Source organism: Pseudonocardia xishanensis (assembly GCF_039541715.1).
GTDB classification, from domain to species: domain Bacteria; phylum Actinomycetota; class Actinomycetes; order Mycobacteriales; family Pseudonocardiaceae; genus Pseudonocardia; species Pseudonocardia xishanensis.
The window spans coordinates 1-15,398 of sequence record NZ_BAABGT010000016.1; the positions used below are offsets into that span (position 1 = coordinate 1).

Annotated in this window: 18 protein-coding genes and 1 tRNA gene; 9 read left to right on the forward strand and 10 right to left on the reverse strand. The window is 72.0% G+C overall.

Annotated elements, in window-relative coordinates; translation table 11 throughout:
- A partial coding sequence (locus tag ABD993_RS05100) for a nuclear transport factor 2 family protein (protein ID WP_345413208.1) occupies positions 1–222 on the reverse strand: 222 nt, incomplete at its 3' end.
- A 78-nt stretch (positions 223–300) separates the two neighbouring features.
- On the opposite strand from ABD993_RS05100, the gene ABD993_RS05105 reads away from it, so the two are divergent.
- Complete coding sequence (locus ABD993_RS05105) at positions 301–1,119, forward strand: MerR family transcriptional regulator (protein WP_345413210.1); 819 nt, start codon at positions 301–303, stop codon at positions 1,117–1,119.
- A gap of 48 nt (positions 1,120–1,167) precedes the next feature.
- Here the strand turns inward: ABD993_RS05105 and ABD993_RS05110 are convergent, their stop codons facing one another.
- From ABD993_RS05110 to ABD993_RS05125, 4 genes are all read right to left on the reverse strand, one after another.
- The gene (locus tag ABD993_RS05110) at positions 1,168–1,359 is read right to left on the reverse strand and encodes a dienelactone hydrolase family protein (protein WP_345413212.1); all 192 of its coding nucleotides are present in this window, start codon (positions 1,357–1,359) and stop codon (positions 1,168–1,170) included.
- A 281-nt stretch (positions 1,360–1,640) separates the two neighbouring features.
- Positions 1,641–2,483, reverse strand: coding sequence for an MBL fold metallo-hydrolase (locus tag ABD993_RS05115; RefSeq protein WP_345413214.1), 843 nt, complete (start codon positions 2,481–2,483; stop codon positions 1,641–1,643).
- 37 nt (positions 2,484–2,520) lie between these two features.
- Positions 2,521–3,309 (reverse strand): enoyl-CoA hydratase/isomerase family protein, encoded by a 789-nt coding sequence (locus ABD993_RS05120; RefSeq protein WP_345413216.1) that lies wholly within the window; start codon positions 3,307–3,309, stop codon positions 2,521–2,523.
- Between the two features lie 28 nt (positions 3,310–3,337).
- The gene (locus ABD993_RS05125; RefSeq protein ID WP_345413217.1) at positions 3,338–4,351 is read right to left on the reverse strand and encodes an LLM class flavin-dependent oxidoreductase; all 1,014 of its coding nucleotides are present in this window, start codon (positions 4,349–4,351) and stop codon (positions 3,338–3,340) included.
- A gap of 154 nt (positions 4,352–4,505) precedes the next feature.
- Between ABD993_RS05125 and ABD993_RS05130 the strand changes: the two genes are divergently transcribed.
- On the forward strand, positions 4,506–6,233 hold the full coding sequence (locus ABD993_RS05130; RefSeq protein WP_345413218.1) for a CocE/NonD family hydrolase: 1,728 nt from the start codon (positions 4,506–4,508) through the stop codon (positions 6,231–6,233).
- Here the strand turns inward: ABD993_RS05130 and ABD993_RS05135 are convergent.
- Positions 6,217–6,855, reverse strand: a complete 639-nt coding sequence (locus ABD993_RS05135; protein ID WP_345413220.1) for a CGNR zinc finger domain-containing protein — start codon at positions 6,853–6,855, stop codon at positions 6,217–6,219. The two genes, ABD993_RS05130 and ABD993_RS05135, sit on opposite strands and share 17 nt — an antisense overlap.
- Positions 6,856–6,931: 76 nt before the next feature.
- Here ABD993_RS05135 and ABD993_RS05140 point away from each other — a divergent pair, with 76 nt between their 5' ends.
- The 7 genes from ABD993_RS05140 (at position 6,932) to ABD993_RS05170 (ending at position 12,989) form a co-directional block, all read left to right on the forward strand.
- Entirely contained in the window at positions 6,932–7,708 is a 777-nt protein-coding gene (locus ABD993_RS05140) for a flavin reductase family protein (RefSeq protein WP_345413222.1), read from the forward strand.
- A gap of 73 nt (positions 7,709–7,781) precedes the next feature.
- Positions 7,782–8,957, forward strand: coding sequence for an alpha/beta fold hydrolase (locus tag ABD993_RS05145; protein ID WP_345413224.1), 1,176 nt, complete (start codon positions 7,782–7,784; stop codon positions 8,955–8,957).
- A 151-nt stretch (positions 8,958–9,108) separates the two neighbouring features.
- Entirely contained in the window at positions 9,109–10,008 is a 900-nt protein-coding gene (locus ABD993_RS05150; protein ID WP_345413226.1) for an alpha/beta hydrolase, read from the forward strand.
- Between the two features lie 52 nt (positions 10,009–10,060).
- Positions 10,061–10,552, forward strand: a complete 492-nt coding sequence (locus ABD993_RS05155) for a tautomerase family protein (protein WP_345413228.1) — start codon at positions 10,061–10,063, stop codon at positions 10,550–10,552.
- 89 nt (positions 10,553–10,641) lie between these two features.
- Positions 10,642–11,466: a mycofactocin-coupled SDR family oxidoreductase gene (locus ABD993_RS05160; protein ID WP_345413229.1), complete on the forward strand. Its 825-nt coding sequence runs from the start codon at positions 10,642–10,644 to the stop codon at positions 11,464–11,466.
- Between the two features lie 23 nt (positions 11,467–11,489).
- Positions 11,490–12,557: a helix-turn-helix domain-containing protein gene (locus ABD993_RS05165; protein WP_345413231.1), complete on the forward strand. Its 1,068-nt coding sequence runs from the start codon at positions 11,490–11,492 to the stop codon at positions 12,555–12,557.
- Positions 12,558–12,659: 102 nt separating this feature from the next.
- The gene (locus ABD993_RS05170; RefSeq protein WP_345413232.1) at positions 12,660–12,989 is read left to right on the forward strand and encodes a relaxase domain-containing protein; all 330 of its coding nucleotides are present in this window, start codon (positions 12,660–12,662) and stop codon (positions 12,987–12,989) included.
- Here ABD993_RS05170 and ABD993_RS05175 read toward each other — a convergent pair.
- The 4 genes from ABD993_RS05175 to ABD993_RS05190 all read right to left on the reverse strand — a co-directional run bounded on the left by ABD993_RS05175 (position 12,929) and on the right by ABD993_RS05190 (position 15,326).
- Positions 12,929–13,603, reverse strand: a complete 675-nt coding sequence (locus ABD993_RS05175) for a tyrosine-type recombinase/integrase (RefSeq protein ID WP_345413233.1) — start codon at positions 13,601–13,603, stop codon at positions 12,929–12,931. The genes ABD993_RS05170 and ABD993_RS05175 overlap by 61 nt on opposite strands.
- Positions 13,604–13,646: 43 nt before the next feature.
- Positions 13,647–13,721: transfer RNA gene (locus ABD993_RS05180), tRNA-Arg, on the reverse strand.
- A gap of 58 nt (positions 13,722–13,779) precedes the next feature.
- Entirely contained in the window at positions 13,780–14,523 is a 744-nt protein-coding gene (locus ABD993_RS05185; RefSeq protein ID WP_345413235.1) for a DUF305 domain-containing protein, read from the reverse strand.
- Positions 14,520–15,326, reverse strand: coding sequence for a thioredoxin-like domain-containing protein (locus ABD993_RS05190; RefSeq protein WP_345413237.1), 807 nt, complete (start codon positions 15,324–15,326; stop codon positions 14,520–14,522). Before ABD993_RS05190 ends, ABD993_RS05185 begins: the two co-directional genes overlap by 4 nt.
- Positions 15,327–15,398 lie beyond the last annotated feature (72 nt).

Here is a 15,398-nt window from a genome sequence, read left to right on the forward strand (position 1 = left end):
CAACGCTGGAAAGACCGGACTACTAGACAAACGATTCGCAACGATCGCTAGAATCCGCCTCACCTCGGGCACGGAGGTCCGCCACGCGCGGATCGCGGCGATGCCGTCGTGGGTGCGTCCCTCGTCGGTGACGACGGCGTCGTCGGTGAACTGGGCGAGGAAGCCGTCGAGGTCGGTGGCGGCGAGGGTGAAGTAGCGCTCGATGCGCGGGTCGATGGTCATGGGGCGATGCTGGGGCCTCCCGCGTCGGGAGGGTCGAGTCCTGGACCCTCCCCCGGGGGGAGGGTGCAGGCTACGGGGGTGAGCGCGGTGTTGACCATCGGCGAGTTCGCCACCCTGACCCACCTGAGCGTGCGGACGCTGCGCCGCTACCACGACGCGGGCCTGCTGGAGCCGGAGCGGGTGGACCCGGACTCCGGCTACCGCTACTACACCCCGGAGCAGATCCCGACGGCCCAGGTCATCCGGCGCTTCCGCGACCTCGACATGCCGGTGGCCGAGATCGCCCGGCTGCTCGCGACGGGGGACGTCGAGGCGCGGTCCTCGCTGCTCACCGGCCACCTCGACCGGTTGGAGGAGCGGCTCGCGGCGACCGGCCGGGCCGTCGAGGCCCTGCGCAGGCTGCTCGATCCCGCCCCCCGCAGGCTCGAGGTCGTGCATCGCCGCGAACCCGCCCGCCGGGTCAGCGGCATCGAGGGCGAGGCCGCCCTGGCCGACGTCCTGCTCTGGTACGCCGCGGCGTCGGCCGAGATCGACGCGGCGATCCACGCCGCGGGCGCCCGGCCGGTCGGCACGCCCGGCGGGCTCTACGCGAACGCCCTGTTCACCGACGGCGCGGGCCACCTGACGGTCTTCGTGCCGACCGATCGCCCGGTCACGGCGGGCCGGGTGCGGCCCGTCGTCCTGCCCGCCCGCGAGCTGGCGCTCACGGTGCACCGCGGCCCGCACGACGACATCGACCTCACCTACGGAGCGCTGGGCGCGCACCTCGCCGAGCACGCCCTCGTCGTGGACGGGCCGGTACACGAGAACTACCTGGTGGGCCCCCGCGACACCGCCGACCCGACGGCCTGGCGCACGGAGATCGGCTGGCCGGTCTTCGCGACGGCGGAACCCTGAGCCGGAGAGCCGATCGATGGCCGGGCGGGGGTCGTGGGGCCGACCGGGTCACTCCGTCACGGGCAGGCACTCGGCGAGCAGGGCGCCGCCGTACACGACGAGGCGCCAGTCGACGCCCGCCGCCTGCATCTCGGCCGTGAAGGCCTCGCGTTGCGCGGGCGCCATGATCGGGTCCTCCGACCCGACCCCGGCCCACGCCGGGCATTGGCGACCGCCGTGGATGTCGAAGGCCAGCGCCACGTACCCCAGTTCGGCGAGGGTGTCGGCCCGGTGGCGCTCGACGCCGCTGAGCCCCGGTCTTTCCGGTCCGACCAGTACCGCCGGTCGGTGGCCTGCACCGGCTGGGAGCGCGAGGTGCCCGACCGGGTGTTCCGGAGGTCATCCGCCGATCTTTCAGGGACTCCGGACTCGCCCTGATGTCCGTGGGCACCTGCGCCCGTCCCTGGTTCGTTCCACGCCCCATTCCACGGACACTGATGAATGAATGGGGTAGAAGGAGGACAGGACGCCCGGATTGGGGCTCAGCCCTTGGCCGAGCGCGCCGATCCCCACACCGCGCCCCGGTTCACCCGGCCCGGGTGCCGCTCCAGCATCGCGCGGTAGAGCTCCTCCGCGGTCGAGGTGCGGTCCAGCAGCTGCTCGAAGTCGTGGATGTAGCGGCGGGTGCGGTCGAGGATCGCGGGATCGTCCGGCAGGCCTGCGCGCTTGTGGCCGGCGACCACGGTGCGCGGCTGCAGCGCCTCGATGGTGTCCAGGGCCTCGAGCCACTCCTGGCGGCCATCGGCGGGAGACTCGGCGAGGTAGAGGTGGACGTCGTTGTAGGCGGCGTCGCCCGCCACCACCAGGCCGATCGAGGGGACGTGCAGGCAGGTCGTGTCGTCGGTGTCCGTGTGTCCCAGGTCGACGACCACGAGCTCCTCGCCCTCGAGCTCGAACCGGTCGCCCTCGAGCTCGTCGGCGAGCGCGAGCCGGGACGGGATCTGCCCGGGGAACCGGGCGTTCCAGAAGGACTCGACGAAATCGGCCGATCCCTGCTTCCGCATCTGGGCCACCACGGCGGGCGTCGCCACCGCCCGAGCCGCGGGGAAGCGGTCCAGGACCGTGCCGAGGCCGAACCAGTGGTCGCCGTGCCCGTGCGTGACGTACACCGTCGTCAGGTTCCTCCCGGTCTCGGTGATCCACTCGACGAGGCTCGTCGCCTGGTCGTCGGTCATCAGCGGGTCGACGAGGACGGCGTCCCGCTCGCCCGAGACGAGGGTCGCGGAGATCGGTGACCAGACACGCTGGTCGAGGTCAGGCGGGAGGTCCGTGGTCGCGGTCGGGATGGAGGGGGCCACGAACACGTCGTAGCGGAGCTCGGTCATGGTCGTTCCTCGTCGTGACGCGGGGTGGGCAGCGGGCTCATCGGCCCTGGAAGGGGTGGGGCTGCCGGGGCAGGCCGGCCTGCAAGGCCTTCACCGCGGCGGGGATCGCCGTCGCGGTGTCCTCGGTGTCCCAGAGCGGGAGCGCGACGTCGAACATGATCTCGTCCGCAGCCGCCACACCGCCGACGGCCCAGGTGCGCAGCAGTGCCTTGTGCGCCGCGTGGGCCCGCGTCGGCCCGTGCGCGACCTGCTGCGCGAACGCCGCCGCCTCGGCGACCAGGTCCGCGTCCGGCACGACGCGGTTGACCACGCCGAATCGCTCCATCTCCGCGGCGGGGACCTGCTCGGAGGTCAACGCCCACTCGATGGCCTTGGCCCGGCCGGCGCGCTCCGCGACGCGGTAGACGCCGCCGAGCAGGGTGACGATCCCGATCGACTGCTCGGGGTGGCCGAACCGGGCGCCTTCGCCCGCGATGACGACGTCGGCGCGGACGGCCAGCTCCAGCCCGCCGCCGAAGCACAGGCCCTGCACGGCGGCGATCGTGGGGATCGGCAGTCGCTCGAACTGGTTGAACGCCTGCATGAAGCGCCCGAAGTTCGCCCGCATCTCGTCGCGGCCCCACTCGGGCCAGGGCTCGATGTCACCGCCGAAGCTGAAGTCCGGTCCCTCGGCGCGGAGCAGGACTGCGCGCGCCGGGCCCGCGCCGATCGCGTGGACCGCCTCCTCCAGCTCGGCGACCAGCTCGACGCCGATCCGGTTCTGTGGCGGGTTGTCCAGGACGAGCGTGGCGACGCCGTCCTCGATGCTCAGGTCCAGCGGGGACATGGACGTGCTCCTTTCCTCGAGGTGGGGCTCACGCCGGGACGGTCGCGCGCACGGCGTCGCGGAAGGCGGTGAGTTCGCGTCGGACGTCGGGGCCGGACGGCTGGAAGACGATCTCGGTCACCCCGCGTTCCGCCAGGCCGGCCACCGCCGCGCCGACGTGCGCGGGGCTGCCGGTGAGGGTCGTCCCCGTGAGGAGGGCGGCGCCGCCCGCGTCCCAGGCCGCCCGGTCCGCGTCGGTAAGCCGGACGAGATGTCCCTGGTGGACGGCGTGGTGCCGATCCGGGGCAGGCGTGCGCTCGACGACGTCGACCCAGGCCCGGCCGCCCGGCACGTCATTCAGCGCGACGGGCCCGCCCAGCGTGTACGGGAAGTGGTAGGTGATCGCCCAGGTGGGTCCGGCCGCCTCCTGCACCCGGGGCCCGGTCGGGTCCTCGTCCGGATCCAGGACGGTCCCGCCGACGAGCAACGCCACCCACCGGTGCTCCGCCGCCGCGGCGGGTGGTGCACCGACGGCGAAGATCCCGTCCGCGCCCACGGCCCGGGCGCACGCCGCTCCCTTGGGGCCCAGGGCGGCGACGAGGATCGGCGGGACGGGGGGAAGCCCGGCGGCGTCCGGCTCGGGTGGCAGCAGCCTCATGCGCGCCTCCTCCCACTCGACGGTCTCCCCGCGCAACAGTCCCTGGTAGGCCGTGATGTAGCGGCCCATGAACGCCCACGGGAGCGGCTTCGCGCCCATCGCGGCCCGGCCGCTGAAGCCGGTGCCGAACGCGACCGCCACCCGCCCCGGTGCCATCGCCTGCAGCGACAGGGTCTGCGTCGCGTTCACCATGGGATGGCGCAGGCTCGGGACCAGCACGCCGGGGCCGAGCCCGATGCGGGTGGTCCGCTGCGCCGCCAGGGCGAGTGCGAGCCACACGTCCGGACCCTGCTGGGGCACGTCGTAGAGCCAGGCGCGGCGGTAGCCGAGCTCCTCGGCGACCTGGATGTGCTCGGGCGAGTCGGCTGCGGTGGCGAACGCACAGGACAGCTGGATCTCGGTCATCGTTCCTCACGGCGGTGTGCAGAGTGATGGTCTGCGACAGAACCATAATGTGTATGTCTGTGTCCTCGCAAGGCTGTCGAGCGGTCTTCCGGACTGACTCATAATGTGTATGGTTCTGTCGAAACGACGCCGTTGCACCTCGGAGGTACCGGTCGTGAACCTGGAGACGCTGCGTGGCCCCCACGAGGTGACGCGCGAGCCGGACGTGGTGATGCGGACCCGGGACGGGAAGTCGCTGCTCACGGACGTCTACCGGCCCGTCGGGGTCGACCGGGCCCCGACCCTGCTGCGGCGTACCCCGTACGGGAAGCAGGCCAACGACCTGGCCGAGGACTTCAGCGAGGCGCACTACTACGCGTCGCACGGCTACCTCACGGTCGTCCAGAACACGCGTGGGCGGTTCGGGTCCGAGGGCGCCTGGTACCCGTTCGTCTACGAGGCGCGCGACGGCTACGACGCGATCGAATGGGCGGCCGGTCTGCCGGGCTCCAACGGCCGGGTCGGCACCTTCGGCCAGTCCTACGGCGCGCTCTCGCAGTACCTCGCCGCGACCCAGCGCCCGCCGCACCTGGTGACGTGCATCCCCGTGTCCGCCTACCTCGGCGCCTACGAGAACTACTGGTACAACCAGGGCGCGCTCGAGCTGTCCTGGACCCTGAGCTACTTCATGAACATGGCGCAGGACGTGCTCGCCGAGGCCGGCGACGTCGAGCGGCTGGCCGAGCTGGAGAAGCTCAAGGCGGACCCGGAGATGCGGTTCTCCCCGCTCACCGACGACGCGCTGCGGCACCTGCCGATCCGGGACTGGGTCGAGCGGTTCGGGCAGGGGGCGCCGTTCCTCGCCGACATCCTCCACCACGAGAAGGACGGCCCGTACTGGTGGACGGTGGACCTGCGCCGTCAGCTGCAGAACATCGACGTGCCGATGCTGCACGTCGGTTCCTGGTACGACATCGCGAACCGGGACACCCCGCAGTACTTCACCGGGCTGCAGGCGGCGGCGATGTCGGCGGGGGCGCGCGAGAGCCAGGCCCTGTTCATGGGCCCGTGGTCACACCTGCTCCCGTACAGCCGGCCCACCTCGGGCGGCACCGGGGACATCGACTTCGGCCCGGAGGCCGCCTACCCGGTGCTGCAGATGCAGAAGGCCTGGTTCGACCACTTCGTGCGCGACGGCCGCGAGGGCCTTCCGCAGGCTCCCGTGCGGCTGTTCGTGATGGGGGAGAACCGGTGGCGCGACGAGGCGGAGTGGCCGCTCGCCCGCACCCGGACGACCCGGATGTACCTGCACGACAACGGATCCCTCGCCGCGGAAACGCCCGGTGACGAGACCGCCGACGTCTATGTCTACGACCCCGACGACCCGGTCCCGACGGCGGGCGGCCGCTACGTCGGCGGCGGGGTGCGGGACCAGCGGGCGAACCAGGCGCGCGCCGACGTCCTCGTCTACACCGCCCCGCCCGTGGACGACGTCCTGGAGATCACCGGGCCGCTGTCCCTCCGGCTCTTCGTGGCCACCGACGCCCCGGACACGGACTTCGTCGCGGTCGTCTCCGACGTCCATCCGGACGGGTTCGTGCATAACCTGGCCGAGGGGCTCGTGCGGATGCGCTACCGGGACGGCTACGACGAGCCGTCCCTCCTGGAGCCCGGCTCCGTCCACGAGGTGGAGATCGAACTGGGGAACATCGGCCACGCCGTCCTCCCGGGGCACGCGCTCCGGCTGCACGTGACGTCGAGCGACTTCCCGCGCTGGGACCGCAATCCCAACACCGGCGAGCCGTCCGTCCGTGCGACGACGACGCGGAAGGCGACCCAGACCGTCCACCACGACCGGTCGCGGCCCTCGGCGCTGTCGCTCCCGGTCATCCCCCGGGCGTGAGGCCTCCCGCCGCGCGCCGCCGCGCCCGGGACGCGCGCAGGTTGGCGGCGTTGCCGCACACGTGCACGTCGTGCCAGACGCCGCTGTTGTTGCGGGACCGGTCGTAGAAGGCGCCGAGGCACCTGTCGTTGCCGCACACCTTGAGTCGACGCCAGGTGTCGAGGATCCGGGCCCGCTGGATCTCGCCGAGCACCGCGGCGACGACCCAGGACCCCCCGGCGCCGCTCGGGTCGACGGTGAGGGTGCCGTCGCGGTCCAGGGTCAGCCGCAGGTCGGCGGCGAAGGCGAGGGGATGCTCCGGCCCGAGCTCGTAGTCCGGCTGCTCGTCCGGGTGTCTGCGCAGCCGCAGTGCCTGGCGGAGATGGTCCCGGAGCGCACGCAGGCGCGGCAGCTCCTGCTCGGACAGCGTGATCGCGGGCGCGGGCCGGTCGGCGTGGGCGCTCCACAGCTCCACCGCGCGCTCCAGCCAGCCCTGGGCGCTCGCGACGTCGTCGAGCAGGTCGGGCCGGCGCGGCCTGCCCGCGGGCCGGGTGTTCAGCAGGTCCTGGACGAGGACGAGCCCGTTGGGGGCCAGGGCGGTGCCGTAGCGCTCCGTCGCCGAGAGGGTCGCCGAGAGGGACATAACTCGAGAGTAGTCGATTCTGTCGGGGCTGCGTCTTCGTGCTCACGCCCGAGACTTGTGGCGAAGTAGACATAGGATGTACGATTACGTCATCGACGGTCGCCGTGAGACGGCCGCGCCACTCGGGGTCGGAGCGGATCTGATGATCATCGACGGGGCGACGCTCGACCCCACCGCCGCGTACAAGCTCCTGATCGGCAGCATTCTGCCGCGCGCGATCGGCTGGGTGAGCACGCTCTCGACCGACGGCGTCGCGAACCTCGCCCCCATCTCGTTCTTCACCGGAGCCGGGCGCAAGCCGCCGATGGTGTCGCTCGCGATGCAGCCCCGCTCGACCGGCGAGCTGAAGGACACCTTCGTCAACATCCGGGACACCGGGGAGTTCGTGACGAACCTCGTGACCCTCGAGCACGCCCACCGGATGCACCGGACCGCCGCCGAGTTCCCCTCCGACGTCGACGAGTTCGAGGCGGTCGGGCTACGGAAGGCGCCCAGCGAGGTCGTCAGGGCCCCGCGGATCGAGGGCGCACCGATCTCCTTCGAGTGCCGGCTGGAACGGATCATCCCGGTCGGCGACCTCGACGACCACATCGTCCTCGGCATCGTCGAGCGGTTCCACGTCCGCGACGACCTCTACCTCGACGGCGGCCGGATCGACACGAGCGCACTCGCCCCGGTCGGCCGCCTCGCGGCCGAGTACACGCTGGTCGAGAGCGTCTTCACCACCCCCCTCGACGAGGACCTCCTCGACCTGCGGGCCGGCAGGCGCATGCAACGCCTCGACGCGAAACCCACGGACTTCTCGCCCATCGACACCTCGGACTGGTCGGCCTCCGGCTCGACCGCACCCTGATCCTCGCCCCCCCGGCTCGGCCCCCCGGATTCTCGATCCCACTGATTCTCGATCCCACTGCCCAGGAGCAACGATGGTCACTGCGGACCAGCCCCTCACCCTCCTCCTCGTGCACGGCTTCCTCGACGACGCGCGGGTGTGGGACGGCGTCACCGCCGCGCTCACCTCGCCCGGGCCGACCACCGTCGCGGTCGACCTGGCCGGCATGAGCGGCCGGCCCGACGAGCCCGGGCCGATCACCCTGGAGCGGTATGCGGCCGACGTCGTCTCCGCGCTGGACGCCACGGACGGGCCGGTCGTCGTGGTGGGCCAGAGCATGGGGGCGCAGATCGCCGAGCTGGTGGGTGTCGCCCGGCCGGAGCGGGTGGCGGGCCTCGTGCTGCTCACGCCCATCCCGCTCGGGGGGAGCGGGCTCCCGGCCGAGGCGATCGAGCCCTTCCGCGCCCTGGGCGGGAACGCGGAGCAGCAGCGCGGCGTGCGGCTGCAGCTCAGCGCGTCGTTCCCGGAGGGGGAGCTGGAGCGGCTCGTGGAGGCGGGCGCCCGGGTCGCCCCCGACGCCGTGGCGGCCGCTGCGGACAGCTGGAACGACGGCGTTCCGGACGCCCCCGCGTCGAGCTCGTTCGCGGGCCCGGTCCTGATCGTGCGCGGCGCGGCGGACCCGTTCGTCTCCGACGAGCTCGTGGCCGCGGCCGTGTCCCCGCGGTTCGCCCGCAGCGAGGTCGCGGCCGTCCCCGGAGCGGGCCACTGGGCGCACGTCGAGCAGCCCGCCGCCGTCGCCGCGCTCCTGGACGCGTTCCTCGCCGAGCTCCGGCCCGGGGCGAACACCTCGGCCGGGGTGCGCCCGCAGGGGTGGACGACGGCGTTCGCGGACAAGTCCGCGACCTCCTTCGCCGATGCCCTCGCGGCAGAGGTCGAGCTGCACGCCAGCGTGCTCTTCACACCGGTCGTCGGGCGAGAGGCCGTCCAGACGGTGATGGCGGCGGCGAGCACCATCTACGAGTCGCTGGTCTTCACCCAGGAGTCGACCACCGGCCGTCGCAGCTACCTGGAATGGGAGGCCACCGCGTTCGGGGGCGTCGCCCTGCAGGGGGTGACGGTTCTGACCAAGAACGAGGACGAGCGGATCGTCCACGTCGCCATCCATCACCGGCCGCTGCGGGCCGCCCTCACGTTCTCCCGGGCGCTGGGGGAGAAGCTCGCCGGAGACGTCGAGGGGGAGCACTTCTACGGGGCCGACCAGCCGCTCTGACCCGAGCCGGGCATGGCGGGCGCCTTCCAGTTCGTGGCGCCCGAGTTCATGACCCGGGCACCTCCGATCCGCGATCGTTGGTCCTGCCGAGCCGGCCCCGACACGGGGTCGGACCCACGGCGGCATCGACGCCGCACATCGGAGGTTCGACGTGACCAGACGGGACATCGAGTTCGACGCCGAGGGCGTCACCCTGCGAGGCTGGTTCTACCCGGCCGAGGGAGCGACGGGCCCCGCCCCGACGATCGTCGCGACCCACGGCTTCTCCGCGGTGAAGGAGATGTACCTCGACGTCTATGCCGAGGCCTTCGCCGCCGCCGGGCTCAACGCGGTGGTCTACGACCACCGCAACTTCGGGGCGAGCGACGGTGAGCCCCGCCAGGAGATCGACCCGGTCGCACAGGTGCGGGACTACCGGCACGCGATCACGTTCGCGTCGACGCTGGCGGAGACCGATCCGCAGCGGATCGGGGTGTGGGGGAGCAGCTACTCCGGCGCCCACGTGCTGGTCGTCGCCGCGATCGACCGTCGGGTCAAGGCCGTGGTGAGCCAGGTGCCGCTGGTCAGCGGCCTGGCCAACCTGTACGCGCTGGTTCGAGCGGACTTCGTCGGCGGTCTGCGCGAGTCCTTCGACGTGGACCGCGAGGCCCGGTACGCCGGAGACTCGCCGGCGATGATCCCGGTGGTCAGCGAGGACCCCCTCGGGCCCGCCGCCCTGCCCACCGCGGACTCCTGGACGTGGTTCACCGACACCGCGAAGCTTCGCGCCCCGGCGTGGCGGAACGAGACGACGTTGCGCAGCGTCGAGATGTTCACCGAGTACGAGCCCGTCGCGCACATCGCGGCGATCAGCCCGACGCCGCTGCTGCTGATGCCCGCGCAGCACGATCACCTCACCCCGACGCGGCTGGCGATCGATGCCTACGAGAGGGCACGCGAGCCCAAGAAGATCGTCATCCTGCCGGGCGGCCACTTCGACGCCTACGTCGACGGGTTCTCGGTCTCCAGCACTGCCGCGACCGACTGGTTCGTCGAACACCTCCAGCCCTGAATCCCTCTCGCCCGTCCGACCCATCTGTACTCAACGACGAGGAGTCACTGTCATGCCACTGGTCGAGATCATCCACCCGGCCGGCGCGTTCGACGCCGAGGCCAAGAAGAAGCTGCTCGCGTCCCTGTCCTCGGCCTGCCTGCGCTGGGAGGGAATCGAGATCACCGATTCGTCACAGTCGATCGCCTGGGCCTACCTGGACGAGCGGCCCGCGGACACGATCTCCGCGGGCGGGCGCCCGCTGCGGCAGAACGTCTACAAGGTGACCGTGAGCGTGATGGTCGGCTTCATGGACTACGAACGCATCGAAGGCATGATCCGCGAGGTCACGGACCTCGTCCTGGAAGCCGACGGCACGGACGGCACCGGGGACGCGCGAGTGTTCGTGATCATCAACGAGGTGCCGAGCGGGACATGGGGGGTGGACGGGAAGGTCTGGCCGACCGTGTTCACCGCCGAGGCCCTGAACATCGACCCGGAGCGGGTCAAGCGGATGGCTGCCGCCGTCGAGAGTCGCCCACGCCTCGACGTCACCCTGGCCTGACCCGAGGGCGCCCCGGGGCCGGCCCGTGCAGGGCCGCCCCGGGGCCCGACCGCTGCGCGAGAACTGCTCGACGACGAGGAGGAGCACCGATGGGACGCATGGACGGCAAGGTCGTACTCGTGACGGGCGCTGCCCGCGGACAGGGACGCTCACACGCACTACGGCTCGCCGAGGAGGGAGCCGACATCATCGCCGTCGACCGCTGCGACGGCGTCCCCACGATCCGCTACGCGATGCCCGACGCCGCGGACCTCGCTCACACCGCCGCGCTGGTGGAGAAGCTCGACCGCCGGATCGTCACCGCCGTGGCCGACGTCCGGGACCTCGCGGCGCTGATCGATGCCGTCCAGCGTGGGGTGGAGGAGCTCGGCAGGCTCGACGTCGTCGTCGCCAACGCGGGCGTGGTCGGTGCTGGGCTGTCGTGGGAGCTGTCCGAGGATCAGTTCGACGAGCTCGTCGCGATCAATCTCGGCGGCGTGTGGCGGACCGTGAAGGCAGCCGTGCCGCACCTGATCCGGCAGGGCGACGGTGGGTCGATCATCCTCACCAGCTCGATCGCCGGGATGATGGGATTCGGCGGGTACTCGCACTACTCGGCGTCCAAGCACGGCGTGATCGGGTTGATGCGCTCACTGGTCAACGAGCTGTCGCCCTATGCTGTCCGGGTCAACACGGTCAACCCGACGACGGTGGACACGCCGATGATTCAGAACGACGACTTCTACTCCGCGTTCGGCGCCACCGAGCAAGAGCAGTTCGCCGACGCGTTCCAGACGATGCACACCTTGCCCGTGCCGTGGATCGAGGCTGCCGACGTGTCCAACGCCGTGCTCTACCTCGCCTCGGACGAGGCGAGGTACGTGACCGGCCTCGTCATGAACGTCGACGCCGGTTTCGTGACCAAGGTCGGCTGACCGTCGTCGTGGAGCAGGACGGCGTGCGCAGCGACCAGTGGTGCTCCCTCGACGGGACGCCACCCGGGAGCCGGGAGGAGGTCTGGGAGGAGATCCTCTCCCGGACCCTTCTGCCGATGTCAGTCCGGCTCCCGGACGGCGCCGCCCGCAGCTTCCGGGGACGGGTTCGCCGCCAGTGGGTGGACGACCTCGCTCTCGTCGAGTGTTCGAGCGACCCGTTCCGCGGTCGCCGCGGGCACGCGCACCTCGCGACGGACGACGACGACTACCTCGCGGTCATCGTCGACGTGACCGGCCGGGAGCACGTCGCCCAGGGCGGGATGGTCGTCGACGTGCATCCCGGGGGCGGGGTGGCCCTCAGCGGCGGCAGCGACATGCACTTCGAGGTCACCACCGCCTACCGCAAGCGCTGCCTGGTCGTCCCCAGCCGGGCGTTGGCCGAGGCCACGGGGATGGGGCCTCGGCATGGCTGCGTCGAACTGCGGCCGGACAATCCCGCCGTCGCGCTCCTCGACGGCTACCTGGGCACCCTGGCCAGGACCCTCCCGGGCATGGCGGGCCCGGCGCGCACCGCGGCCCGGCAGGCGGCGATCCAGCTGGTGGCCGGGGCACTTCAACCGGACCCGGGGGGATGGGCCGCGGACGCCGCGGTCGAACCGGCCCTACGGGCCAGCATGGACAGCTGGATAGACCGGCATCTGCTCGATGCCGAGCTCTCGCCGGAGGCGATCGCCGCCGCCCACGCGGTGTCCGTGCGCACCGTCTACCGCCTCTTCGAGCGGAACGGGGAAACCTTCCGCCAGGTCGTGCGGACGCGCAGGCTGGACCGGGCCCGGCAGGAGCTCGCGGACGGGGACCGTCCGGTGGCCGCGATCGCGGCTCGGTGGGGGTTCGCGGACGCCAGTCACTTCTCCCGCACCTTCAAGACGGCTTTCGGGGTATCGCCTCGTGACTTCCGCGCCGCGACGGTTCACGCAGGCAAGCGAGGCGCTCCGCGCGACCACAGGGCAGTTCCCAGCCCGGCCGTCAGGCGCAGGGCCGGCAGGATCGCAGAGCTGGAATTGGCCCAGCACACTCCGAACGACCGGTGAGGCGCCGAGCGCGAGCCCTTATCCAGGAGCATCTCGGGTCCGACGCCTCGGTGTCGAGGCTGCCCCGCCTGCGGCGGCTCCCAGGCGAGCGGGGCTCCTGTCGTGCTGACGATCTCCTCCGGGCACTCCGCCGGCTACCTGCTCGACGCCGTCGCGACCGGCCGAGAGAACTACTACACGGGCGCCGTCGCGGCGGGCGAGCCCCCGGGCCGCCGGCACGGCCGTGGTGCCGACGCGCTCGGCTTCCGCGGGCTGGTCGACCACCACGACATGACCGCGCTGTACGAGCGGTTCATCGACCCGCGCGACGAGCGTCTCCGTGACCCGCAGCAGTGGGACGAGGCGTCCACCCTCGGCCACACCGGACGGCGCTACGCCACGGAGGAGCTCAGGGTGATACCGAGCTCATCGCAGCGGCTCTCCCCGCGTTGACGGTGCGTTGTCAACAGCTCGACGGTGTCCTCGTCGAGCGCATTCATCCGGGCCGGGCCGGTCCTGGTCTGCTTCTCCATGATCCCGGCCTTGGTCGGCGCGTTGCTGCGGTGCACGGTGAGCAGGCCGCGCTCGAAGTCGATGTGGCGCCAGCGGAGCGCTGAGACCTCGCCCCGCCGCGGCCCGGTGAGCCAGAGCAGGAGGCCCCACTCTGGACCGCTCCACGCCGCGTTGAGAAGGCGTGCAGCCTCGTCGGCGCCGGGCGGGTCGGGTTCGGTGCGCTGTGGCGAGGGTGCGATCGCCATCTCGGCCTTGTTCACACCCAGGTGGCGCCACCGGACGGCGCGGGCGAGGGCTCCGCGGATGATGTAGTGGATCTTCCGTGTCGTGCTGGAGCTCAGCGGGCGGCAGGTGTGCCCGGCGCGGGCCTTCCCCTTGCACAGGGACCGGCAGCGGTGCAGGCGCGCGTAGAAGCGCTCCAGGAGCTCGGCGTCGAGCTCGGCGGCCTGGAGGTCCCCGGACGGTGGCAGGATGTGGAGCCGGATCAGGTCGTCGTAGCGCTCGCGGGTGGTGTGGGATCGGTGCCGGCGTAGACGGTGACGCACTCGTGCCACGAACGTCAGTCGTTTCGCGGTCGCGAACCTGGAAACGCTGAGATGGTGCCCCCGGCAGGATTCGAACCTGCGCTCCCGCCTCCGGAGGGCGGTGCTCTATCCCCTGAGCTACGGGGGCCTTGCGACCCGGTCGCGGTCTCCCGCGGCGACGAGGGAGACCCTACAACACCCGGCGATCAGTTCATCGGGAGGGGCTGTGCGCCCCGCTCGGTGAGCAGGGCGGTCATGTACTGCGACTCGCTGCTCTGCGAGGACAGCATCTGGGCCGCCAGGTTGCGGACCTCGGGGACCGACGCGTGGGCGGCGGCGTCCGCCAGCATCTCCGCGCCGCCCTCGTGGTGGCGCAGCATGAGCTGCAGGAACAGGACGTCCAGCTGGGGGCCCGACGACGAGCGCAGCGCGGCCAGCTCGGCGTCCGACGCCATGCCCGGCATCCGAGCGGCACCCGCTGCGGCGCCCATCGAGCCCATCGAGTGCCCGGCCATGTCCCCGGACATCCACGTCATGTACGGCCGCCCGACCGGGAACGCCGCCTGCCCCCACAGCCCGAGCCACCCCTGCATCCGACCGATCTGCTGGAGCTGGGTGGTCTCGATGTCGAAGGAGAGCTGGGCGAGCGCGGGATCGGTGGTGTGGTCCCGCTCCCACGCCGCCATCAGCGTGGCCTGCTCGTGGTGCACGGTCATGTCCTGGGCGAACTGGACGTCCACCGAGCTCCCGTCGGGCGCCGACGTCGCGTCCGTGCCCCGCTGGGCGAACAGCATCCCGCCCGCCCCACCGAGCAGCAGCAGCGCGAGCACCACCCCGACGACGACGAGCGGTCGCACCCAACGCGGCTCGCCGCCGCCACCGCCGCCGGACCCGCCGGTGGGCGGGTCGTCGACGGCGGGGGGCGGGGGCAGCTGGGTCTCGGCGCTCATCGCCGGGGCGTCTGCATCTCGTTGGTGGCCTGGGTGGTGCCCGCGCCGCCGTCCTCGGCCACGACCGTGAGGCCGTTCACCGCCGCCGTCGAGGGCGTCGGCGCGAAGGCGGGCGGCGCGTTCTGGGTGAAGGCGCCCGCGCCCATCTCCTGGCAGCTCGCCCCGACCTCGGGGTACTGGTACTGGTTGCGGCGCAGCGCGGTGATGAACTGGTCCACCCGCGGGTCGTTCGCGTCGCTCAGCTTGAGCTGGTGGCCCCAGGACTGCAGCGAGATCGGCTGGTCGAGGCCCGGGTACGGGGACATCGCGGTGTACGGCTGGCCGTCCACCTTGGCGCGCAGGGTGTCCAGCGCCGCGCCCGAGACCTGGTCCGGGTTGTAGGCGATCCAGACGGCGCCGTGCTCCATGGAGTGCACGAGGTTCTCCTGGCGCACCGCGTCGGGGTAGACCGTGCCCATGCAGGTGGCCCAGTAGCCGTCGTGCGCGCCGCCGTAGGGCGGGGAGTGCTGGTAGGCGACCTGCTGGTTCGGGTTCACGTGCTGGCCCGCCGGGTAGGTGGCCGTGACGACGCCCTGGATCTGCGTGGACGGGTCGCGGTTGGTGTCGCTCGGCACGAACGGCGCGAGGGCCTGTTGGGCGGTGTCGTTCTGGTTGCTGCGCAGCGCGGCGTAGCCGAAGATCGCGCCCGCGAACAGCACCACCACGAGCACGCCCGCGATGAGACCCCACGGCGTGGACTTCTGGGCCACCACCGAGCCCCGGGCGTTCTTCCGGTTCGTCTTGCTGGTCTTCCCGCTCGCCATGTCCGTCCAGAGAAGCTCGGGGGCGCGAATATCACCCGGTCGGCAGTTGCGGAGAGCATAGGAGCGCCGCCT

Excerpts from the sequence above, each read along its gene's own strand:
- ABD993_RS05120 (WP_345413216.1), bottom strand. The coding sequence starts at position 3,309 with ATGTCCCCGCTGGACCTGAGCATCGAGGACGGCGTCGCCACGCTCGTC.
- ABD993_RS05145 (WP_345413224.1), top strand. The coding sequence starts at position 7,782 with ATGGTCACTGCGGACCAGCCCCTCACCCTCCTCCTCGTGCACGGCTTC.
- ABD993_RS05125 (WP_345413217.1), bottom strand. The coding sequence starts at position 4,351 with ATGACCGAGATCCAGCTGTCCTGTGCGTTCGCCACCGCAGCCGACTCG.
- ABD993_RS05115 (WP_345413214.1), bottom strand. The coding sequence starts at position 2,483 with ATGACCGAGCTCCGCTACGACGTGTTCGTGGCCCCCTCCATCCCGACC.
- ABD993_RS05135 (WP_345413220.1), bottom strand. The coding sequence starts at position 6,855 with ATGTCCCTCTCGGCGACCCTCTCGGCGACGGAGCGCTACGGCACCGCC.
- ABD993_RS05160 (WP_345413229.1), top strand. The coding sequence starts at position 10,642 with ATGGGACGCATGGACGGCAAGGTCGTACTCGTGACGGGCGCTGCCCGC.
- ABD993_RS05155 (WP_345413228.1), top strand. The coding sequence starts at position 10,061 with ATGCCACTGGTCGAGATCATCCACCCGGCCGGCGCGTTCGACGCCGAG.
- ABD993_RS05190 (WP_345413237.1), bottom strand. The coding sequence starts at position 15,326 with ATGGCGAGCGGGAAGACCAGCAAGACGAACCGGAAGAACGCCCGGGGC.
- ABD993_RS05185 (WP_345413235.1), bottom strand. The coding sequence starts at position 14,523 with ATGAGCGCCGAGACCCAGCTGCCCCCGCCCCCCGCCGTCGACGACCCG.
- ABD993_RS05140 (WP_345413222.1), top strand. The coding sequence starts at position 6,932 with ATGTACGATTACGTCATCGACGGTCGCCGTGAGACGGCCGCGCCACTC.